18 protein-coding genes are annotated in these 22,394 nt (G+C 44.9%); 11 read left to right on the forward strand and 7 right to left on the reverse strand.

Annotated features, from left to right (window positions below):
* The first annotated feature begins 100 nt into the window (after window positions 1-100).
* Window positions 101-1,690: an amidohydrolase family protein gene (locus CLV31_RS10240; protein ID WP_111392791.1), complete on the forward strand. Its 1,590-nt coding sequence runs from the start codon at window positions 101-103 to the stop codon at window positions 1,688-1,690.
* 98 nt (window positions 1,691-1,788) lie between these two features.
* Window positions 1,789-2,589, forward strand: coding sequence for an alpha/beta fold hydrolase (locus CLV31_RS10245; protein ID WP_111392792.1), 801 nt, complete (start codon window positions 1,789-1,791; stop codon window positions 2,587-2,589).
* A 21-nt stretch (window positions 2,590-2,610) separates the two neighbouring features.
* On the opposite strand, the gene CLV31_RS10250 is transcribed toward CLV31_RS10245, so the two are convergent.
* Together CLV31_RS10250 and CLV31_RS10255 are read right to left on the reverse strand one after the other, a co-directional pair.
* Window positions 2,611-3,462, reverse strand: coding sequence for a glycoside hydrolase family 16 protein (locus CLV31_RS10250; protein WP_111392864.1), 852 nt, complete (start codon window positions 3,460-3,462; stop codon window positions 2,611-2,613).
* A 44-nt stretch (window positions 3,463-3,506) separates the two neighbouring features.
* A complete protein-coding gene (locus tag CLV31_RS10255; protein WP_111392793.1) occupies window positions 3,507-4,907 on the reverse strand; it encodes a COG1361 family protein in 1,401 nt (466 codons plus the stop codon).
* A gap of 372 nt (window positions 4,908-5,279) precedes the next feature.
* On the opposite strand from CLV31_RS10255, the gene CLV31_RS10260 reads away from it, so the two are divergent.
* Window positions 5,280-8,162, forward strand: a complete 2,883-nt coding sequence (locus tag CLV31_RS10260) for a triple tyrosine motif-containing protein (RefSeq protein WP_111392794.1) — start codon at window positions 5,280-5,282, stop codon at window positions 8,160-8,162.
* 30 nt (window positions 8,163-8,192) lie between these two features.
* Here CLV31_RS10260 and CLV31_RS10265 read toward each other — a convergent pair whose 3' ends face one another.
* From CLV31_RS10265 to CLV31_RS10275, 3 genes are all read right to left on the reverse strand, one after another.
* Window positions 8,193-8,876, reverse strand: coding sequence for a hypothetical protein (locus tag CLV31_RS10265; protein ID WP_111392795.1), 684 nt, complete (start codon window positions 8,874-8,876; stop codon window positions 8,193-8,195).
* 15 nt (window positions 8,877-8,891) lie between these two features.
* Entirely contained in the window at window positions 8,892-10,220 is a 1,329-nt protein-coding gene (locus tag CLV31_RS10270) for an OmpA family protein (RefSeq protein ID WP_111392796.1), read from the reverse strand.
* A gap of 92 nt (window positions 10,221-10,312) precedes the next feature.
* Complete coding sequence (locus CLV31_RS10275; RefSeq protein WP_111392797.1) at window positions 10,313-11,167, reverse strand: AraC family transcriptional regulator; 855 nt, start codon at window positions 11,165-11,167, stop codon at window positions 10,313-10,315.
* A 150-nt stretch (window positions 11,168-11,317) separates the two neighbouring features.
* Between CLV31_RS10275 and CLV31_RS10280 the strand changes: the two genes are divergently transcribed.
* The 5 genes from CLV31_RS10280 (at window position 11,318) to CLV31_RS10300 (ending at window position 15,459) form a co-directional block, all read left to right on the forward strand.
* On the forward strand, window positions 11,318-11,770 hold the full coding sequence (locus tag CLV31_RS10280) for a MarR family winged helix-turn-helix transcriptional regulator (protein ID WP_111392798.1): 453 nt from the start codon (window positions 11,318-11,320) through the stop codon (window positions 11,768-11,770).
* A 79-nt stretch (window positions 11,771-11,849) separates the two neighbouring features.
* The gene (locus tag CLV31_RS10285; RefSeq protein WP_111392799.1) at window positions 11,850-12,377 is read left to right on the forward strand and encodes a YceI family protein; all 528 of its coding nucleotides are present in this window, start codon (window positions 11,850-11,852) and stop codon (window positions 12,375-12,377) included.
* A gap of 101 nt (window positions 12,378-12,478) precedes the next feature.
* Window positions 12,479-13,429, forward strand: coding sequence for a ring-cleaving dioxygenase (locus CLV31_RS10290; RefSeq protein WP_111392800.1), 951 nt, complete (start codon window positions 12,479-12,481; stop codon window positions 13,427-13,429).
* Window positions 13,422-14,033 carry an alpha/beta hydrolase gene (locus tag CLV31_RS10295; RefSeq protein ID WP_111392801.1) on the forward strand — a complete coding sequence of 204 codons (612 nt, stop codon included), beginning with the start codon at window positions 13,422-13,424 and terminating at the stop codon, window positions 14,031-14,033. The genes CLV31_RS10290 and CLV31_RS10295 overlap by 8 nt, the downstream gene beginning before the upstream one ends.
* 229 nt (window positions 14,034-14,262) lie before the next feature.
* A complete protein-coding gene (locus CLV31_RS10300) occupies window positions 14,263-15,459 on the forward strand; it encodes an ATP-binding protein (RefSeq protein WP_111392802.1) in 1,197 nt (398 codons plus the stop codon).
* A 338-nt stretch (window positions 15,460-15,797) separates the two neighbouring features.
* On the opposite strand, the gene CLV31_RS10305 is transcribed toward CLV31_RS10300, so the two are convergent.
* Complete coding sequence (locus CLV31_RS10305) at window positions 15,798-18,830, reverse strand: SbcC/MukB-like Walker B domain-containing protein (protein WP_111392803.1); 3,033 nt, start codon at window positions 18,828-18,830, stop codon at window positions 15,798-15,800.
* Entirely contained in the window at window positions 18,827-20,056 is a 1,230-nt protein-coding gene (locus CLV31_RS10310) for a metallophosphoesterase family protein (protein ID WP_111392804.1), read from the reverse strand. Before CLV31_RS10310 ends, CLV31_RS10305 begins: the two co-directional genes overlap by 4 nt.
* Window positions 20,057-20,237: 181 nt before the next feature.
* On the opposite strand from CLV31_RS10310, the gene CLV31_RS10315 reads away from it, so the two are divergent.
* From CLV31_RS10315 to CLV31_RS21725, 3 genes are all read left to right on the forward strand, one after another.
* On the forward strand, window positions 20,238-20,765 hold the full coding sequence (locus tag CLV31_RS10315; RefSeq protein WP_111392805.1) for a septal ring lytic transglycosylase RlpA family protein: 528 nt from the start codon (window positions 20,238-20,240) through the stop codon (window positions 20,763-20,765).
* Window positions 20,766-20,793: 28 nt separating this feature from the next.
* Entirely contained in the window at window positions 20,794-21,894 is a 1,101-nt protein-coding gene (locus CLV31_RS10320; protein WP_111392806.1) for a DUF4221 family protein, read from the forward strand.
* Window positions 21,895-22,123: 229 nt separating this feature from the next.
* Window positions 22,124-22,324, forward strand: a complete 201-nt coding sequence (locus CLV31_RS21725; RefSeq protein ID WP_146250885.1) for a hypothetical protein — start codon at window positions 22,124-22,126, stop codon at window positions 22,322-22,324.
* Window positions 22,325-22,394 lie beyond the last annotated feature (70 nt).

The raw sequence follows: 22,394 nt of genomic DNA on the forward strand, positions 1-22,394 counted from the left end.
CTGGAGAAATTCAGGGTTTTTTCATTTTCCGGCTGTCCAAAATCGGTTTTTTGATTTCCGATTTTCACCTAACTTATCCAATCAAAGAATCCACTACCTTATGTTGAAAAAAATTACCCTATTCTGCCTCGCAGTCCTTTCATTTTCGGCGACGGCGATTTCCCAAATCATGCCAGCTCCCGACCGAGCGGAAGGAGATGGTCCTTATGAGCGGCTGATCATCCGTGGAGTCACCCTTATTGATGGTACTGGGGCACCACCCATCGGTCCTGTGGATATTGTGGTAGAGAAAAACAGAATCGTCCAAGTACAAACGGTCGGCTACCCGGGATTGGAAATCAATGAAAACCGTCGACCCAAAGCGGATGAAAAAACCAAAGTCATGGATCTGGAAGGTCACTACTTGCTTCCCGGATTGGTAGATATGCACGGTCATATCGGAGGCTCTGGACAAGGAACACCGGCTGAATATGTGTTTAAGCTTTGGATGGCACATGGGATTACTACGATCAGAGACCCTTCGGCCGGCAATGGGTTAAATTGGGTCTTGGAGCACAAAAAGAAATCTGCTGCCAACCAAATCACTGCACCTAGAATCCTTGCCTATACTTCTTTCGGTCAGGGGGCAAAAGGTCCCATTACCACGGCTGAGCAAGCCAAAGCTTGGGTCAATGAAAACAAGGCAAAGGGTGCAGATGGCATCAAATTTTTCGGAGCGAAGCCCGAGGTAATGCAGGCAGCCATTTCAGAAAACAAACGAATTGGATTGGGTTCGGCTATGCACCATCAGCAGATGGATGTAGCTCGCTGGAACGTTCTTCATTCCGCTCGGGCAGGACTAACTACTATGGAGCATTGGTATGGATTGCCTGAAGCACTGTTTACAGACCGGACTATTCAGGATTTTCGTTTGGATTATAATTATCAAAACGAGCAACACCGGTTTTCTGAGGCGGGTAATCTTTGGAAGCAGGCGGCTGCTCCCTATTCAGAGCATTGGAACAAGGTCATGAATGAATTATTGGAGCTGGACTTTACGCTGGATCCTACCCTAAACATCTATGAAGCAAACCGTGACCTAATGCGTGCCCGTACCCAAGAATGGCACGATGTCTATACGCTTCCTTCTCTTTGGAGATTTTATGCACCCAACAGACAGTCTCACGGTTCCTATTGGTTTGACTGGACTACTGAGCAAGAGGTTCAGTGGAAAGAAAACTATCGCTTGTGGATGACTTTTGTGAATGAATATAAAAATCGGGGGGGACGCGTGACCGCTGGTTCCGATTCTGGGTTTATCTATCAGCTTTACGGATTTGCTTACATCCGGGAATTGGAAATGCTGCGAGAAGCCGGTTTTCATCCCTTGGAGGTGATTCGTTCGGCGACGATGTATGGCGCAGAGGCTTTGGGTATGGATAAGGAAATCGGTACTGTTGAAGTCGGGAAGCTTGCCGATTTTGTGATTTTGGAAGAAAATCCACTTCAAAATCTAAAAGTGTTGTATGGTACTGGAGCTATTCGAATCAGCGATAAAAATGTACCCATCAGGGTGGGCGGTGTCAAATACACCGTAAAAGACGGAATTGTCTATGATGCAAAAAAACTTCTGGAAGATGTGAAAACTATTGTAGATCAACACAAAGCCAGAGAAAATGCCCGAATTACCCAGCCTGGATTGGATTGGTAAAGGAGTTTCAATTTCGATAAATGTGAAATGAGGACGAGTGCAATTAGTGCCCGTCCTCATTTTTATTTAACTTCCCATATATCCCAAATACTACGACGATGCCCACTATTCTTGTCAATGGAGTAAACCTATATTTTGAAAATTATGGAGAGGGAGCGGAAACACTGGTTTTTTCTCATGGACTTCTATGGAGTCATAAGATGTTTGGAGCTCAGGTAGAGGAGCTGTCTAAAAGCTATCGAGTCATCGCCTACGATCACCGGGGGCAAGGTCAAAGCGAAGTAAAGGCCCCTTACGACATGGATACCGTGACCGATGATGCAATCGCACTGATTGAGAAGCTGGGTTTGGGTAAAGTACATTTTGTAGGTCTTTCGATGGGTGGGTTTGTAGGCATGAGATTGGCAGCAAGAAGACCGGATCTGATAAAATCTTTAATTCTCCTGGAAACTTCCGCCAATGCTGAGCCAGTGGAAAATCTTCCCAAATACAAAACGCTCAATGGTATTGTGAAATGGGTTGGGGTCATTCCCCCCGTGGCCAATAAAGTTATGCCGATCATGTTTGCGGAATCTTGGCTGGCCAATAAGGCTAATCGGGAATCAATCAAACGTTGGAAGAATGAATTGATGAATAACAAAAGAGCCATTACCGGCCCGGTGGAAGGTGTGATCTATCGGAAAGGAGTGGAGGATGAACTGACCAATATCACCTGTCCTACGCTTATCATTGTGGGAGATGAGGATATAGCCACGAAACCGGAAAAGGCAAAATTTATCCAAATGGCTATCGTTGGAGCGAAACTTCATGTCATTCCCGGAGCAGGGCATAGCAGCTGCATTGAAAAGCCAGAAGTGGTCAATCAGCTGATTTCGGAATGGCTAAAGAATAGAAGCTAAAAAAGCCCCGAGGGGCTTTTTTTAATTGTTTTGGAATATTCGGACATAATCTACGATCAAATGCTGGGGAAATGTGGTAGTCCCGTCAGGGGAGCCTGGCCAATTCCCACCCACTGCGATATTGAAAATAAAGAAGAAACTTCTCCTGAATTCATCCAGCTGGGCAGGAGTAGTGTCAATGACGTGGTATTGCTTATTGTCTATTAACCAACGAATGGTTGTCGAATCCCAAACGATCGAATAGACATGGAACTGATCTGCCAAGGTGCCGGAGGGAAGGGTGTATTTTCCTCCAAACTCGGCATGCTTCCCATCGTGTTCCCAATGGACCGTACCATGAACCGTATTTTCCCGGTTATTTCCGCCTATCATTTCCATGATATCGATCTCCCCACAGGCAGGCCAACTCACAGTGTCAAAATTAGATCCAAGCATCCATAGAGCGGGCCAGATACCTTGTCCCTTAGGCATCACTGCTCGAATGTCCACCCTTCCGTATCTAAACTGTTGTTTACCTTTGGTTATGATTCGGGACGAAGTGTACGCTCTTCCTCCAAACGCTTCTTTTTTTGCAGAAATCACCAAATGTCCATTTTGTAAACTGGTATTTTGAGGTCTATAAAATTGAAGCTCATTGTTTCCCCAACCGTTGGTCCCATTGCCGGTTTCATGAGTCCAATTGCCTTGATCCAAGGTTGAACCGTTAAATTCATCCGACCAAACTAAAGTCATCCCGGGATAGGTGTTTGGAGAGGTGGTTCCCTGAGTAGGTATAGAAATCATTTCAGCTCCGGTGTCTCCTGGATTTTCTTCGGAAACACACCCAAACAATCCCAACAAAGTGAATGAGGTGTAGAAAAAGAGATTTTTCATGAAGATCAAGGTTTTCCCGATGTTCTTACACCGGGGGATTGAAATTAAACCGATATTAATTTAAATGTCCACCAAACACCCGTTCCTGCCTCAACTTGAACAGTCATTCGTTTGACTCCTGCTGTTTCAGTTAGGCCCACGACTTGATAAGTGACCTCTCCCGGAAGAGCTACATTCGGAAGTTCTCCTGCATTTACAGCTTTTGGTAATCCTACATGAGCCCCCTGACCAATAAGTCGTAACGTGCCTCCATCGTAGATGTAAGTAAATGATCCTGAGCCATTGTGAGGAGATTTGGGAGTTCCGCATCCGTCTGCGGATATCCCTTGCCACGTTTCAAGCCAAGTTTGAGCCCCCATATCTATGGTGAAGGTTCCGTTGGCTTCAAAGGTGTATACATCATCAAAAAAGCAGGCCCTGGTAGCGACATCCGCAGTGGTGTTAAACCACCATTCTCTGCTCCCGGCGCTGGGACCGACGCTCAAGGCTGCTTCCACCGGCTCCATTTTCCATTTACCCACAATCGCTGCTGAGGCAGGAGGGCCAGAGATAAGTTTGAAATCCCACCAGACCCCAGTGCCTGCCTCTATTCGAAGCGTCATTTTTCGGGTATTCCCTTGTTGGGTTTGTTCTACTATGGTATAGGCGATTTGGTTTGCAATCGCTGCACCGTTAGAGATTTCACCGGCATTATTGACTTTGGCCAAACCGATATGTGCACCCTCACCGATCAGGGTCAAGGTAGTGCTGGTGTAGGTATAGGTGTAGTTTTTGGATCCATCAAATGGGGATTTTGGGATTCCGCATCCGTCCGCGGCTACTCCTTGCCAGGTTTCCAGCCAAGTCAGGCCTCCCATGTCTATCTTGAATGAGCCGTCATTATTGAAGGTGTATTTGTCATCAAAAAAGCAGGCTCGAGCGGATACATCCCCCGATGAATTTTGCCACCATTCTGAGCTACCCGGTGCAGGTCCCACCCTCATGGCTCCCGCGATTGGTTCCATTGTCCACACGCCTGAAATATCAAAAGCAGGCCTGCTGGAAGCTACTCTGAAGGAAATGTTCTCCGTACTTTCATTTCCGTTACTATCGGTCACTCGGATATCGAGATTGTAATCTCCTGGATCAAAGCCACCTTTAACTTCAATAGTAACTTTCTGGTTGTCACCACTTAGGTCTTGGGATCCGGAATTGACCGTCGTCCCTCCTTTGGTGATTGTATAAGTAAAATTTGCCAAGGTGGATATTCTTCCTTCATCAATTCCATCAGATAGCGTGATGTCGATTTTGAAATCCTGGCCTTCAGTCAGTCCGCTGGTGATTGGACCTAATGTGATAATCGGCGGAGTGTCTACCACCGGTACGTCTGTGTAGCCGTTGTCGCAAGCCCACATGAAGCCTGATAGCATGCTAAGAGCTGCAAGATTGAATAGTGATTTTCTCATGGGTTTATTTTTTACCAAATCTTTATTGTTTCAGCCTGACCCCCAAAAAAACCACATCTTCAACTTTTCATCACACTTTGTAAATCACTACATCAAAATTTCATCAATTGGAGAAAAAGCTTGATTTGCAGCCTATATTTAGGCATTTTGGTAGGAATACAATTTCTCAGCTGATCCAGCTTTGGATTGACCTTGGTAAAGTTTGATTGGGCTCATGCCCAGTGGGGAAAAATCGATCGGAATACTTGAATTGGTTTTTAAATGCAATGATAGATCAGTCAGTAAAGCTTTTATGAACTAAAAAAAATCTCAAAAAAGCCCGAAAATACCGGTTTAAACTAGGGGAAAAAGGGGTTAAGGGATTGAAATGCGATGAATAGGGGAATTATTGGATGGTTTTTCTTTGTACTTGGGTTTTCCTTGGTTGTACCAAAAGTGGAGGCGCAAAATAGTTCATCACTCCGGGGATTGCCTTTTATTGTCCATTATGAAGCCTCGGATTACAAAGCCGGAATTCAAAATTTTGACATTGTTCAAGATGAAATGGGAAGAATCTTGGTTGCAAACAATCTGGGGTTGCTTGAGTTTGACGGCAAAGTCTGGAATCGATATGGATTAAGCAATACCAAGGTTCGCACTGCCGTATGGAGTAAGTCAGGAAGAGTTTATGTAGGTTCCCAAGCAGATTTCGGGTATTTATCAGGAGATTCACGGGGTGAAATGAAATATATTTCCTTGGCAGACAGTCTTTCTGTTGGATGGCGGGGATTTGATGAAACATGGAAGGTATTTGAGATTGATGGAGTGGTGTTTTTCTGCACCTTTAAGGGGGTTTTTAAATATGAGAATGAAAAGCTCGAGCCGATTGGATTTGATCACCGTCTGGACATTTCTTTCAAAGTAAATAATCTTATTCTTACCCAAGTACCGGGATTAGGGCTTCATCTTTTAGAAAAGGATGGTTTTAAACTTATCCGGAACGGGGATTTTTTTGCAGATAAAAGGGTGTCCAATGTACTCCCATTCGAACAAGGGAAATGGTTGATTTCTACCTTTGGGCATGGGCTTTTTGTCTATGATGGGGAGATCAAGCCTTTATCCTTGCCGAGCGGTTTTTGGAAAAATGAATATCTGATCAACCATTGTCAACGGTTGAAAAATGGAACTATCGCCCTGGGTACACAGAATGCAGGTCTTTTTGTGGTGGATTCTTCAGGGAATTTGATCCTTCACCTAGATAAAACCTCCGGGTTGGTAGATCTCACCATTAATTATATCTATGAGGATCAGGACGGAGGACTCTGGCTTGCGATGAACAATGGGATCTCCAGAGTAGATCTTAATTCACCTTTCTCATGGATCGATGATAAAATGGGACTGGCTGGTTCGGGCTATGCGGCTCTCAAGGTGGGAGATCAAGTGTATTTAGGTACCAATAATGGACTTTTTTTATTAAAAGATCAATCGGTCAGATTGATTCCAGGCACAGAAGGTCAGGTCTATTCCATCCAACTTATTCGGGATAAAATTATATTAGGGCACCACAATGGCACCTTTTTAATTGAAAATGGAAAAGCTTCTATGCTGGCATCCGAACAAGGAGCTTGGATTTTGAGAGGACACCCCCAGATACCTGATTTGTTTATTCAAGGCACCTACACCGGACTTAATTTGTTTCAATGGAAGGACGGCAGTCTTGCTTTTGTCCGCAAATTAAATGGTTTTGGAGAATCATCCCGGGTCATGGAATTTGACGGAAATACTTTGTGGGTAGCTCACGGGTATAAGGGAGTATTTAGAGTCAGGTTGAATGATGATTGGACAGAAGTCATCGAGCAAAAATTGTATAACAGTCAACAGGGATTTCCAAATGATGTGTTGATCAACGTGTTCAAAATCTACAATCGATTGGTGTTCACTGCGAATGGAGGGTTTTATGGATACGATATGCAAAGTGACCGATTTTTCCCGCTCAACGAGTACAATGACTTGTTTGGATACGGAACGGTGATTGCAGATTTGGAACCTGATGTGTTAGGAAATATTTATTTCATTGAGCAAGCTCAGTTGGGATTAATGAAGAAAGGTGCCAATCAGCAGCTGAGTCTGCACACCTCTACTTTCGGAAAGGTTCAAAGGCTTTGGAATGATGATTTGGCAAATATTACAGTGTTGGATCATCAAAATATCCTCATTGGCGGTAAGAAAGGATTCATCCATTACCAGCCTTCTTTGGATATACCCCACAATCAACCGGGAAAAGTTTTCTTTCGGGAGATTATCAATCGAGGAGCAAATTGGGACACCCTCTACAGGGGGCATGGTCAGGCTGATTTATTGAGAGAGCCTTTGGTATTTCCTTTTGCTCAAAACTCCTTTTCCTTTGACTTTGTTAGCCCGCATTTTGAAAGTGGCAATGAAGTTCAGTATCAGTTTTTTTTGGAAAACTATGATCAAGAATGGTCCGATTGGACCGGTGAAAGTAAAAAGGAATTTACCAATCTAAGAGAAGGGGATTATCAGTTTAGAGTGAAAGCAAAAACGCTCTTCGGGGAGGTGACCGAGGAGGCAGTATTTGCCTTTAGTATAAAGCCTCCCTTTTATCGAAGCCATCTGGCCTATCTATTTTATTTCTGCGCGTTGTTGGGTGTTTTTTATGCTGGGTTCAAATGGGTCGATCGGAGGTACAAGAAGAAAACGAAGTTGCTGGAAATTGAAAAGAAGAAGGCAATCCAACAAAAAGACGATGAGATTGAATCGATAACTCAGCGATCAGAGGAAGAAATCATGCGCCTCAAAAATGAGCAGCTCCAGTCAGAAATTGATTTCAAAAATCAAGAGCTTACGTCTTCAGCCATGCATTTGATCCAAAAAAACAAGCTTCTTCAAGACATCAAAAATGCCCTGAAAAATCTGACTACGGAGGAAAAAAACAAGCCTCTGAATTCACAACTCAACCGCTTGGTCAAAAATATCGATCGGGATTTAGAAGGGGGAGACGAATGGAATCGATTTTCTGAAAATTTCGACCAAGTACATGGTAATTTTATTACCAAGTTGAAAGAAAAATATCCCCAGCTTACTTCTCAGGAAATCAAGTTTAGTGCCTATATCCGGATGAACCTAAACACCAAGGAAATTGCCAATCTGCTTGGGATTTCTGTGCGGGGTGTAGAAATCGGACGCTATCGGGTAAGGAAAAAGCTGGGGCTTTCCAGACAAGAAAACCTCAGCGATTTTCTGCTGAGGTTTTGAAGAATTGAGGCTATTATTTTCCAAAGCTGCTTATTGGGCAGGGACGAGTTCTTCCAGTTTTACTTTGGTGACTCCATAACTTTTAGGATTTTGCCAATCGTCATTTACCACTGCCGGCCCAAAACTTATGATTTGAGGGGAAGGTGTGGTGTTTCGAAACAAAAAATAAACTTCTTTTTTCCCGGGTTCAGGTTTTAGAAAATAATTTGTGCCACCCAAGGATACCACGATTTCCCCGTCTCTTGGGAATTGGGAGGGATTTTCTAATTCTATGGTGAAACGAAAATCTTTTTCTACAACCATAGAAGTAATCACAGACATATTGAGTGCCTGGAAAATCTTACGATTATTGATTTCACTTATTAAAACAGGCGTGATGTTAAACGCATTTTTTGAATAATTACCGGTGAAGCTGATTTCCATCCCGGGGGTAATGGGTCTTGTTGGGGTTATCTCCCATGTTTTTACCCGATTTCGTTCCAGATCTTCAGGGTTTAAGCTGATTTTGGGAATCGAACTCAGGGATTGATCCAGGACTTGAGAATTGAGCTGTTCCAGGGTAGTTTTACCTAATGTCAATTTTGGGGAGTTGGATAAGTCTACTCCCGTTTTGATGGATGTGTTACTTGGGATTTTGGTCGTGAATTGGGCTTGTAAGGTTACAGGGGACCCAATCAGAAAAAAGACTAAGATTTTTAAAAGCGGCTTCATCATATCATGGTTTTAAGTTTAATACTTTTTGAATTCAACCCTTCGATTTGCGGCTTTTTCAGCCGGGGAAGCGTTGTTGTTGAGGGGTTCTGTTTCTCCTTTCCCGGAGGTTTGCATACGGTTGGAAGCAATCCCAAATTTCTCCTGCAGGTAAGCTGCCACAGAAGCAGCTCTTTTCTCAGATAGCGTCTGATTGCTGGCCTCATCGCCATCACTATCTGTGTGTCCAATAATCTGCACACGAATAAATTCGTCGGATTTCAATACCTCACCCAATTGGTTGAGAAATTCAAAGGAAGAAGGCTGAAGTTTATCAGAAGCAGTCTGAAAAAGGATGGCAGTGGTGCTGAAGCCTTCTGCCCGGAGAAGTTTGGAGCGAAGGTCTTCTCCCTCTTCCGTGATCTTTAGATTAGCCAAGGCCACGACGAGATTTTTTTGCAAATCAACCTCCCGGACATAAAACTGAATGTATTTGCCAAGATTATCCGCAGCCAGTGAGGGGATGTCCACCACTTTGGTGTCATCGAGGAAGAGTCTCACCCGTTTTCCGTTCTTCAATAGAGTGAAATGAATAATATCGTTCAGTTTTTCGGTGTAGTCATAAGGGATTTTATTGCTGATTTTGGCCGGCATTCCATAGGTTTCTACTTGGAAGTAATCTGAAGCCCCTTTATACCAGAGCGGCATTTCGATTTCGGCACCTTTTTTAGCTTTTGAGATCAAGGGCTGTTCCACTAAATGGATTCCAAATCGAAGGGCTGTGGTTCCTTTGTATTCCAGATTGAAGGTGAAAAGATCAAATTCCACCGCATAGTTTTCCGGCAGTTCGCGGGGTAGCATGGGGACAAAAAAGCCAGTTCCAGAAGTTCTTAAGGCTTTGAAATCATCAACGGTGATGATTTCACCACCCGAATTGGTTTCCCACTTGGCGGGAAAATCTCCCAAAGCATCGCGTTCAAAATTATCCTGATACATGATCTGGCCATTGGGGATAAACTGGCCTGCGATTGAAATCTCCGAATGGGAACCTGAGGCAGCTGGCCCGGGATTTTTACCTGAAGGGTTTGCTTCACCGCGTCTTTTTTCTTCTGTACCATCTCCTTTTTCTGTTTTGGCCCTGCCTTTTTTGGATTTGAAAATATTTGGCGCTTCCATTACACTTTCAAAGGCCTTGTCAGTGGCTTCGGAGGTTTTTTGCTCTACATTTCGCTCTACGGTTCGCTTTGCCGATTCTTCTGCCGTCTTTTTCAAGTCTTTGATAAACTTGGATTGGGCATTGACTTGGGAAGAAAAGCACAAAATAAGGCCTAGGATCAATGCCTTTGCGGGGAATAAATGCGTTTTCATAACGGGAATTGAGGTAAGAAAATGTTTGATGAGGGTACATTTTACTTTTCAATTCCCACATCCTTTGGTAAAAAACCGCCAAATGCCAATTCTTATCTTGATTTCAAGTGCTGGACTTGGGTGAGGTAAGGATCTTTTTCCACCAATTCCTTGAGTAAAGAGAATTTCTCCAAATGAAATTGGCTCGGGGCTTCTCCCGAGTAGGCTTTGAAATCTTTGAAAAAGTGGGAAGCATCGTAGTAATTATAAAAAGAGGTCAGAAACCCCAAGTCACGCGGGGCTTCTGTTCGGGTAAATTCCACAAAAATTGCGTTGAACCGTGTAATTCTGGCATATTGTAAAGGTGATACTCCAATCTGCTGTCTAAACAAATGCTGGAGATGGCGTTCGCTGACGTGAAGTTCTTTGCACAGGTTCCGGGTGCTCAGGCATCCTTTTTTTTCAAAAATCAGATCCAAAGCATAGTCCACCAAAGTTTTTTGTGGGGAATGTTCAGCTTGGAAAAATTCCAAAAGCGTATTTCCCGACTTGCAGCGCTGTTCAAAGTTTTCTGATTCTTCGATAGCCTTTAGAAAAGGATGGTATTTTGTCGGAAAGAGCGTGTATGGGTCGGTAGGGCTATTCGTGAGTTGATAGGAAGGTACTCCTGTCATTTTCCAAGCGGAAGTAGGATGAAGTGCAATGCCGAATATATCGGTATCCTCTTCTACCCAAAGTCTATAGCTTACCGTTTGCTGACCAATGAGGTAATTTTTGGGCAATTCTCCATCGAAAAAAGCAAGCGCGCTCACGTGATATCGGCCTTGGAGGTGAAATGCCAAGATTCCGGTTCCGGAGGGCATAAGCAATTCCCCGGGATGGTCCGGTTCCATAGCACCCTTTCTCATTTGATAATAGAAAGTCGCCGTGGACCGGATATGATCTGGAACGTGAGCTGAAAAATACATCTTCGATTCTTAGAAAAGATTTCCAACGCGTAAAATACTGACTTTAAGCAGTTTTTTGGGGGTGTTTGGTGAAAAATGTAATTTTTTTCTTGGGCTGTTGAAACCTTTTCTTACATTTGTATGTATATACATTAAATTCATTTGTAGAAAATGGGAAAGATCGAAGACGCAATCCAGCAAAAGGAGTTCAAGGATCCTTACAACAAAGCGGTGGTCAACCTGTTGTTCACGCACAGTTACCTGGTGACCTCTCAGAATTCCCTTTTCAAACCGCATGATCTTTCTCCCGAGCAATACAATGTGTTGAGAATTCTCAGGGGGCAAAATGGAGTTCCGACTACGGTTTCGTCTATTCAGGAGCGGATGCTTAATAAAATGTCCAATGCTTCCCGTCTGGTAGAAAAGCTGAAAATGAAGGACCTGGTCAAGCGTGAGGAATGCCCGACTGATAGACGTCAGGTGGACATTGTCATCACAGAAAAAGGACTGGATCTTTTGGAAGTACTCGAAAAGCAAGTTGAATCTGCCAATCGTGAAATGGTTAATTTGACACTTGAAGAGGCCAATCACTTAAATGAGTTGCTGGATAAACTGAGAGGTTAAAAAAATTTATCCAAAACAATGTCTATACATTCAATGTAAATACTTAAAATAAAATCTAACTACTTAAACAATCACAATTATGAGCACCACCAAATGGATCATTGACCCAACTCACTCAGAAGTATCTTTCAAAGTAAAGCACCTGGTAATTTCTACTGTAACCGGCTATTTCCGCAAATTTGAAGGAGCGGCTGAAGTGGCTTCTGAAGATTTTGACGGAGCATCCGTTGCATTTACCGCTGATATTGACAGCATTGATACCAATCAGGCTGACCGCGACGGACATTTGAAATCTGCGGATTTCTTTGATGCTGCCAACCATCCAAAATTATCCTTCGAAGGAAAAATTGCCAAAAACGGCGGGGATTACAGCCTAGTTGGTAACTTGACCATGCGAGGTACCACCAAAGCGGTAGAATTGGACGTAAACTTTGGCGGAATCGTAGCCGATCCTTATGGCCAGACTAAAGCTGGTTTTGAAATCGAAGGAAAAGTAAATCGTAAAGACTTCGGTCTTGCCTGGTCTGCCATCACCGAGGCTGGAAGCGTAGTTGTTTCTGACCAGGTTCGTCTGATTTTGAGCGTTCAGCTCGTAAAACAAGCTTAAAAAACCCAAAAGAGGTTTTCTCAATGAGCCTCGGGGGTTTCCAAACCTTCGAGGCTTTATTTTGTATCAACATTTAATAGCTATTCTATCCCACTACAATCATGCAACCCTACATCACAGGAATCCACCACATCACCGCTATAGCCGGCAATGCTCAGCAAAACATTGATTTTTATACGGGCATCTTGGGCCTTAGATTGGTGAAAAAGACCATCAATTTCGATGCGCCGGATGTCTATCATTTCTATTTCGGAGATGGGCTGGGCAGCCCAGGAACGGTATTCACTACGTTTCCATTTACCGGAGCCAGAAAAGGCACCAAAGGAACCGGAGAACTTACGTACACCGCATTTTCCATTGGCAAAGATTCCCTTGACTATTGGAATGAACGTTTGAAAAAGTTTGGGATTGCCGTATCTGATGTATTGACTCGGTTTGGGGATTCTTTGATTCGATTCGAGGATCATGATGGAATGGGTATTGAATTGATCGCAAATGATCAAGATGATCGCCAAGGATGGACTTATGGCCATATTCCGCTGGAGCATTCGATCAAGGGGTTTTATGGGGCTACGCTGAATCTTCGTGCCAAAGAATTGACCGAACAGCTGCTGACCCGCCACATGAATTATAGATTAATCGGGCAAGAAGATGGTCGTCATCGATACGGTACTGAAGGCAAACCAGGTGACATCGTAGATATCGTGATCGATAAAAGCGGAAATCGAGGAATGCAAAGTGCCGGAACAGTTCACCATATCGCATTCCGTACCGCCAACACCCAGAGCCAATTGGCAATTCAGGAAATATTGATGCAAAACGGCTATCAAGTGACAGAGGTCAGAGACCGTAATTACTTCAAGTCTATCTATTTCCGTGAACCGGGAGGGGTTTTGTTTGAAATAGCCACGGACGAACCCGGATTTGCTATTGATGAGGAGGAAGCGCATTTGGGAGAATTACTCAAGCTTCCAGAATGGGCGGAACCAAGCCGAAAGCGAATTGAAACTGCGCTTGTTCCAGTCACCCTTCAACCTAAAAAATATGCTTAATACCAAGAAAAAAGGCCTTCCTCTGGATCAGGCCAAGAAAGCTTTGATTATGATCCACGGTCGCGGTGCTACCGCTGACAGTATATTATCCCTTAGTTCCCACTTGAATCTGACCGATTATGCAATAGTTGCGCCTCAGGCAAACGGAAATACCTGGTATCCGTATGGGTTTATGGCTTCAGATGAAGGAAATCATGCTTCACTTGAGAGGTCTTTGGGATTTATAGAAGAGGTGTTTAGTGAAATTCTTGATGCAGGGATTTTGCCGGAACAGATCTGCCTCGTGGGATTTTCCCAAGGTGCATGTTTGAGTCTTGAATTTGCTGCACGAAATGCCCGAAGACTTGGCGGTGTTGCAGCGTTCACGGGTGGACTTATCGGAGAGCAGCTTAATCCTGAAAAGTATCAGGGCGATTTTCTTGGTACCCCGATCTTTATCGGTAGCAGTAAGCAGGATTTTCACGTTCCGGCTTCAAGAATCCAAGAGTCAGCCGTTCTATTGGAAAAGATGGGGGCAGAGGTTACTGTAAAGCTGTTTGATGACTCGGAACATACCATCAGAGCCGAAGAAATAAAATTGGCAAACCAAAAGATATTCATCTGATATACTATTCAGATCTGCTTGTCCCAGTGGCAAGACAAGTTTTTCTTGTAAGGTCTATTTAGTTTAAAAAGTCCCCGGCAGGTTGTCGGGGTATTTTTTTGCCTTTTCGTCTAATGATCCGGCTAAAAATGATCTTGTAAGTGGTTGATATACAATAAAAAAAGATAGATTTTTTGAAATTACTCAATGTATTGAGTAAATTTACTCAATCAAGTAAGTAAAAGTAAAAATGAGCTACCAAAGAGCTGAAAAAGAGACGATTCAAAGAAGACTTCAGGATGAGCCAAGGAGGTTTATCCAGGTGATCTATGGACCAAGGCAAGTGGGGAAGACCACCTTGGTTCGACAGATCATCCGTGATTTGAATTATCCGTATGCCTTGGTAGCCGCTGACGCGGTAGCTGCCACGGATCAGGTGTGGATTGCTCAGCAATGGGAAAATTCCCGCGCCAAGCAGCAGCTGTTTCCGGCACAGCCGTTCTTGCTCGTGATCGATGAGGTCCAAAAAATCGACAACTGGAGCGAGCAGGTCAAAGCTGAATGGGACCGGGACACGATGGAGGAGCGGGATATCCGTGTCATTTTGCTGGGCTCATCCCGCTTGATGCTGCAGCAGGGTTTGACGGAGTCGCTTGCAGGGAGATTTGAGTCCACCTATTTGAGTCACTGGTCGTATCGGGAGATGAAGGAGGCCTTCGGACTTACTCCTGAGGAATACATCTGGTTTGGGGGATATCCCGGTGCGATCACACTCAAAGATGACGAAGACCGCTGGAAAGCCTATGTGCGGGATTCTCTGTTGGAGACGAGCATTTCCAGAGATATCCTGATGCTGACTCGGGTGGATAAGCCTGCCCTGATGAAGCGCCTGTTCGAAATCGGTTCATCCTATTCCGGTCAGGTACTCAGCTTCACCAAAATCATGGGCCAACTCGCCGATGCGGGTAATACCACCACGCTGTCCAATTACCTGGTGCTACTCAATGAAGCAGGCCTGTTGGGAGGATTGGAAAAGTACAGCCCTAATCTGGTGCGGAAGCGCTCTTCCAGTCCTAAATTCCAAGTGCACAATACGGCCATCATGTCGGGGATTTCCAATGATACCTTCGATACCCTCAAGGCCGACCATCGGGCTTGGGGTCGCTGGGTGGAGTCTGCCGTGGGAGCTCACCTGATCAATCAATCCTTCAAGATCAAAAAGCTGAATATTTACTACTGGAGGGAAGGGAATGACGAAGTCGATTTCATCGTCGAGTACCAAAAACGGATCATTGCCTTGGAAGTAAAGACCTCCAAAGTCGGAGGGCTGGCTGGATTAAATGCTTTTGCGAAAGCTTTCCGTCCCGAAAAATCCCTGGTCATCGGCACTGATGGGATCCCTTGGGAAGACTTCCTACAGATGAATGTATTGGATTTGTTTGCCTAAAAGACAGTCATTTGGCTGTCTTTTTTACTTAAAAATTATTTTATAAGTAACTGGTTATCAGTTAGTAGGTTCGCTTTTTAAGATTTTACTCAATATACTGAGTAAAATTACTCAATAGATTACTTTAGCCACAAAGTCACCAAGGCACGAAAGGAGATTCTTTGATTTTTTGGAAAAGTTTCCCGAAGACCTGCTTGCAGCAGGTAAGTTTTCGCAGAAAACGACACAGACCTGCCTACGGTAGGTAGGTTTTCACTGATTTGGTTTCCAAATAGGCTCTCTATTGCTAGAAACCCTTTGTGTTCTCCATTTTATCTTTGAGAACTTTGTGGCTAAAACTAATACGAATACCGGATCTGCGAGCCGCGCTCTGGGTCTAGCTCGATTTGGGCGAAGACGCCGATTTCCTGCTGCAATTCTTCCACATGACTGATGATACCGACCACGCGGTTTTCGTGGCGTAGGGCCTTGAGCGTCTCAAACACTACCCGAAGAGAGTTTCGGTCCAGAGCCCCAAACCCTTCATCCAGGAAGAAAAAGCTCTGATCGGCCTGATTGAGGGCTTTTACTTTTTCGGCCAAGGCCAAAGCCAGACAAAGGGAAGCCTGGAATGTCTGTCCGCCGGAGAGGGTTTTCAGCAAGCGTTTCTTTCCTCCATTGAGGTAGTCCACCACCCAAAAGGTGTTGTTGTCATCGATCTCGAGACTCAGGCTGTTTTTGGTCAGCTTCATGAAACGCAGGTTGGCCGTGTTGCAGAGCTCGCGGAGGTAGATCGAACTCACATATTTCACAAAGCCTTTGCCTTGGAACAGCCTTTCCATTTCCCGAAGCCCGCTTTCCCGATTTTCGATCTGCTGGAAGGATTGAGTCAACTTTTCCTTTTCCTCCAGTTTTTGAAGCATGTCTTTCAGGGATTCCTGTAGGATCGCAAGTTGGTTTTGAAGGGTTTTGGATTGAAGTTGGAGTTGCTCGAGAGCTGCGTGTTTGGCTTGGTAGCTTTCTTCGGAAAAGGTCCCGATTCCGGCTTCGGACTGGATTTCTGCCATTCGGGAGCGTGTGATGGCCAGCTTTTGGTCGAATTGCTGGATTTCCAGCGCAGTTTTTTCCGCATCAAGTGAGTGGTGAAAAAGTCGGATCAAAGCATCCTCATCCTGAAAATCATATTGGATTTTCAACCCTTCAAATTCCTTGGAAAGGGATTCAATTTTACTGCTATTTTCCTGAACTAGTTTTTTGTAGTTCTCAATGTCAGCCAGGTTTTTGGTCTGGGCATTTTTTCGTTCCTGAAGATGCTTTTGTTTGCCATGGAGAAGTTCGATTGCTTCGGCAATGTCACGTTCCACCTTGGCAATAGCTGACAGGATAGATTGTGAGTCTTTCTGCAAAAAGGGTTTGCAGAAGGTCGGATCCTTGATTTCTTCCTGCTTGGACTGGATTCTGGAAAGCAAATCCTGAACAGCCATCTGGGCGAGTTGGAGCTGCTTTTCTGATTTATCTACTTGTTCGCGCACAGCGCTGGATGATTTTCGCTTGGCCTGAATTTGTTGGAGTAAGGCTTCTTTTTGGGTATGGTTTTGAGAAAGTTGGTTGATTTTCCCGGCTAGTTCTTCTTCGTTTTGGATGCTCAAAGCCTTGAGTTTTCCCCAAAACTCTGCTTTCAGATTCTCCAGTTTTTGGATTTCCTTGAGTTTTTCCAGCAGGTTTCGGCCCAGGTTTTCCAGATTGTTTTGCTCTACTTTTTCCTTTTGGATCAGTGCCAAGATTTTTTCCAATTCATCCTTTTCCCGGAAGATTTGGAGTTCCATAGCCTTGATCTGTGGTTCGTCGGACTCCTCCCCGATAGGCTGGGGATGCTCCATGGATCCGCAGAGTGGACAGGGTTCATCGTTTACCAAGAGGTGTGCTTGGGCATTCAAGCCTTGTTTTCGAAGGAGCTTTTCGCGTTCGGTCTCGATGCTTCGGATCACGGACTTTTGGGTTTCGGTCCAGGTTTCCAGGCTCTTTTCCTGTGCAGGAATCCGATGAGTAATGTTCTCCAAGGAGGCTTTGATTTTGCCGGTTTCCTGTTCAAAATTCCCCTTGATGCGCTGCAAATCCACCAAGCGTTCCTGATTGGTATTGAGCTGATGTTGGATGGTTTTCAGATCACTGAGAAGATCGGGATCAGCTGCCGGAAGGTTTTCAGCTTGGCTTTCCAAGGTTTGAATTTCGATTTCTAACTTCTTCAGGCTGGCTTTTTTGGCTTCCAACTCAGGCTGTATGGTTTCCACCTGTTGTTGAGCGACCTCGAGTTTTCCGTTCAATTCCTGGATTTCGATCACCTTTCGAAGGTCACGGATTTTGGCTTCCCGGACGGGACGCTTATCATTTTTTTCTTTCAGATCGATCTCCTCTTCCTCAAGTTTTGCGATTTCAACTTCAAAACTTTCCTTAAATCGCTCACAGTCCTTCAAGCTTACCTGATACTTTTCCAGATCCTTTTTTCGGTCCTGTAGCTGATCCCAAATCGGTCTGAGGTAAGTTTTGGCGGTGATAAATTCCTTATGCAGCTGTCGCTTTTCTTCCACTTCCGGAAGTTTTTGCTCCAAGGTGCTCAACTGAGTTTTTAACTCCTGAAGCTGAAGAAAGGACTTTCGGGTAAGTTCCAGTTTGCGGAATTCCTGATCCGCATCTGCCAATGCCTTGGATGCCTGTTGAGTTTCAGCCTCTAATTCGGCAGTTTCTTGCCTTTTTTCGCTGAGGCTTTCGATCGAAATGCCTTCCAGATTATCCAAAAGTGCTTTCAATCGGGTCTTTTCCAATTCGGCTTCTTTTCGGAGCGATGCAGTTTTGGCTGCGAGATCAAATCGCTCCAAGCCAAAGAGCTGCTGCATCATTTCGGCCCGCTCGAGCGGTTTTTGGTCGATGAATTCCCGGAATTTGCCCTGAGGAATGATGATCGTCTGCTTGAAATGCTCCTTGCTCATGCCGAGCACAGTTTCGGCCTTGTCCGGAATCGCCTCCCAACTGCCGTCTTTCAACTGATACAGGATATGCTCTCCCGTGTCGATTTTTTCAAAATCCTTTTTGTTTCGCTTGGCCGAATAGCGGGCGAGGTAGGTTTGGGCATTGTTTTTTCCGGCACGGAAAGTAAAGTTGACCGAGAGCTGTTCGCTCTGCAGATTGACCATGGAGGAGCGCTCGCCGGTGGTGGCCAGTCGCTCGGTGCTACCGTAGAGGGCAAGGAGAATGCCTTCGAGAATCGAAGACTTGCCGCTGCCCACGGCACCAAAGATTCCAAAAAGTCCGGCCGCAGTAAGTGTTTCAAACTCCACGGTTTGCCGTTCGCGGTAGGAGTAGAGTCCTTCGATTTCCAGTCGTACAGGGATCATTCGGGATCGGTTTGGCTGATGATTTCTTTGAAAAGTCCGAGCAGTTGGGCGTTGGGTTCCTGCCCTTTTTCGCTTTGGTAATACATGCGGAACAGTGTCTCCATGTCTTTGCCCAAGTCATCCACATGTAGGGCAAATGATTCCTGTCCCCTCGTGTTTTTGAGTTGGGGGATCAGGCTGACAATGCCATCGTGAGCTTTTAGGATGGCTTTGCGTGTCGTGGCATCGATGGATTCGTCGGCTACAAAGGTGATTTCCACAAAGCAATAGGGATGGGCTTCCAGCCAGCTGAGCGTATCGGCCAGGTTATCAAACTTGACGCGAAACAGCGGTCGGCCCTGCTTAAGACCGATGGGCTGATAGCTGACCGGCTGACCGGCCTGGGCCTCAATCAGGACGGCTTTTTTCTCCTGATCGGCCTCGGAAAAGGAATAGGCCAGCGGTGAACTCGAATACACGACCGGAATCGAGTCATGTCCCACAGCATGGTAGCGGTGAAGGTGGCCAAGGGCTGCGTATTGGATTTGGGAAGGGATATTTTTAGTGAAAAGGGCTTGTGTTCCTCCCACGTGCAGGATGGGGCGCTCAGATTCGGGTTCGGCTTCCGCTTTTTCACCTTCCTTCATAAAAAAGAAATGGCCCAAAAAGAGGTTCAGTCCCTTTTCATCACAATGTTGATCGGCCAATTCCTGCCATTTGGAGGAAAGTAATTTTCGGAATTCTTCTTCCCGATTTTCTTCCCCGAGGTAGGTGCGCAGGCTGACCTCATTGGCGTAGGGAGCTAAGATCACCCGGATGGGGAACTCGGCTTGAGGTAGTTTGAGCTCTATAAATCCGCTTTCAGACTTCAGGATCTCCACGCCGGAGTCCAACTTTCCACAGGGAATGACAGAGTCATATCGGCTGTAGAAGATTATTCCTAGTTCTCGTGCCAAAGGATCGGGTGCTTCTACAAATTGGGTGCTGTCGTGATTGCCGGAAATGGCGAGGATGGGCCGGGTACCGTTTTTAGACAGTCGTCGGAGGGTTTTGTAGAGCAGTTCGACGGCTTCATGGGCGGGATTGAAAGTGTCAAAAATGTCTCCTGCGAGCAGGACGAGGTCCACATTTTCCCGATCGGCGATTTGGCAGATTTCGTCCAAGACGAGCTTCTGTTCCTCGAGGCGGGAGTATTCCTGTAAGCGTTTGCCCAGGTGCCAGTCGGCGGTATGGAGGATTTTTAGCATGGTAGGGTTCCGTTTTCAGTCGCAGTTGGTAGGGCTTTGAGAAAAGTTGACCTTGAGGTCAGATTCTGTTTCCTTTTTCTGACTAAAGAATAGGTACTAAGATAGGTTAAGAGGCTAGGTTCTCCAACCCTAAGTAAAGCTCAGACAGGAATTGGCACTTTTATTGGGAAACTGGGCGAAAATGTTAGCTTCGAACGTGCCCAGCCGACTTGCCTTTTTCTTTTTCTTCACTTTGTTTGCTCAGGAAGTATTTTCCCAAGTGGATTCCTTGCTGATTCAGGAGGGAACTGCGAGCTTTTACGGTCGGAGGTTTCATGGAAGAAAGACTGCGAATGGGGAGATTTTTTCCATCGATAGCCTAACTGCAGCCCATAAGCGCTTGCCTTTGGGGACAGTAGTTCGCGTAATCAATCTGAAAAACGGCAATTCGGTGGTAGTTCGGATCAATGATCGATTACCTAGCTATTCCAAGCGACAGATTGATGTCAGTCGGGCTGCTGCCGAGCGGCTAGAAATGATCCGTGACGGTTTAGCTCAAGTGCGGATTGAAGCAGTGGATTTGGATCAACTGGATCGCTTGGTGGAATACTACACGGATAAAGAGCATCCTGGATTGCGTATCAGGCCCTATCACCGAAGTATTTTGGCGCCGAGGAGGGAGGTGGATTTGAAGTTAAAAAGGGTTAATCCCAGATTGCCTCCATTTTAGAATCAATAGATGGTAATTTATTTGTGGAATGAGGCGATCTACTTTTCTTTTTTTATGGGTTACTATTTTCTTCTCCTGTGAGTCCAAGGTGGATGGTGTTAAGCAGGAGGAGTCTTTACGGATTCACTCCCTTTCTGTTCCTGAGTTGGATCTATTTTCTTTCAGGATTTCACATGTGAAAGAGGATACCTTGTTTTTTGTCGATGAGGCTGGAGGTTCACTATCCAAGTTTTCTTTGGTGGACCAAAGTCTTTCTCAAGTGGAATTGAAGCTTGTGGGAGATTTTAGGCCGTCCAAACTGTATTACATTTCCGCCGACTCCATCCTGTTTTTCGATGGAGCTGGGCTCTTGCTGTATCGTGACGGAGGTGCCGACCAACAAACCTTCTCCCTTTTTGAAAGGCTTTCTGAGCTGGAGGAAGATGTCTATGCCGAATATCCTTATGAGCGAATTGCCAATAGCTTAGTGTACCTTCCGAATCAGAAAAGCGTGTTGTTCTATTTTGCCAAAGCCGATGCGAGCAAGAAGCGGGTTTTTGCAACCTATTCTTTGGAGACAAAAACCTGGACCTCCTTACCAGTCTATCATCCTGCTGATTTTGATGGCGTTGCGCTTGATTACACCACCTTTCCCTCGGTGGCTGTAGGGCAAAGTGGTTTTGCATTTATTTACTCCATTTCTCCGACGATCTCAAGCTATTCTTTTGAGACTGCTGAGCAGGTCGAAGTTTCCATTTCTTCATTTGAAGGAAAGCAATTTGCCGAGCCACAGACGAGGAGGGATTCTTGGGATCAAGTCTATTTTCAAAATTGGGTGCTGACTTCTCCGAATTACCTCAAGCTCCTCTACGATCCTTATCGAAAAGTATATTATCGGTTCTCCCAAGAGGCCTTGGGGAAAGAGGTTCCGCTTGAGGAGGATCACTACACCTTCTTGCTCAGGAACAGGCAGCTTTACCTGACTGTCCTGAATGAAGTGCTGGAGGTTTTGGGGAATTATCCATTGGAAAAAGGGAAGTACGATCCTTCCCATGCCTTTGTCTTTTCACAAGGTCTATGGATACCGTATGCGGCGGAGCTAATGGAAAAGGAAGCGGTCTCGGGAGATGTATTTTCTTTGGATCAGTAAGCTATTTGCCTTAACCATTGGTTGCTAGCTTTACTAACTAATATTTTTGTTGCTGAAAATCAACTGGTTAAATAAATAAGATGAATTTTTTAAAAACTACACTTGTTTTTTTTTTTTCAAATGTAAACTTACCAACGAAAGATCAAGGTCGGCGCCGAAGTCTGGATTTTTTAGGGAAAATAACCTTGCCCTGCATATCGTGAAAGAAGGTTGAATAATTCTTTATAATATGAAATCAATTATTAAAGCTTCATTTCTTTTGATGATTTTAGGTTCAGTGAACTTTGTAAAAGCTGATTGCACATTAACTTCGTCGCCAGGTACAGACGGAAGATGTTTTCTTCGTGATGGAGAATATGTGTGTTTAGAAAGATCAGAAGATACCTCTTGTTTTGTTTCTTCAGAAACTTCACCTGGTCAGGTTGGATAATCATTTATGTTTGATTTTAGGGGGGATTATACTCCCCCCCCCCCCCCCCCCCCCCCCCCCCCCCCCCCCC

Source organism: Algoriphagus aquaeductus (assembly GCF_003253485.1).
GTDB lineage: Bacteria > Bacteroidota > Bacteroidia > Cytophagales > Cyclobacteriaceae > Algoriphagus > Algoriphagus aquaeductus.